Source organism: Cognatundibacterium luofuense, assembly GCF_018139685.1.
GTDB classification, from domain to species: domain Bacteria; phylum Pseudomonadota; class Gammaproteobacteria; order Burkholderiales; family Burkholderiaceae_D; genus Undibacterium; species Undibacterium luofuense.
Genome location: NZ_JAGSPN010000435.1, coordinates 1 through 323, shown reverse-complemented (window position 1 = coordinate 323; position 323 = coordinate 1). Strand labels below are relative to the sequence as shown.

The following is a 323-nucleotide window of genomic DNA, read 5'->3' as shown; positions in this document are numbered from 1 at the left end:
CGAATCTGTTCGTCGAAGGTATTGATCAGCAAAGCTGGAATGAACTCAATACTTCCGAAGACAAGCCCCTGCTGAACCGCCCGCTGACCGGAGCTTATCCGCCTGGCTCAACCTACAAGCCTTTCATGGCATTGGCTGCGCTGGAGCTCGGTAAGCGTACCCCGAATCAAACTATTGCAGATCCCGGCTATTTTACTTTCGGTAACCATACCTTCAAAGACGATAGGCCTGGTGGTCACGGTATGGTCGACATGTATAAATCTATCGTGCATTCCTGTGATACCTATTACTACATGCTGGCTAACGACATGGGGGTCGATGCC

General features: G+C 50.5%; 1 protein-coding gene. It reads left to right on the top strand.

Features of this window, described 5'->3' with window-relative positions:
* The coding region (locus KDM89_RS21115; protein ID WP_268977915.1) for a penicillin-binding transpeptidase domain-containing protein at window positions 1–323 on the top strand (323 nt) is incomplete at both ends.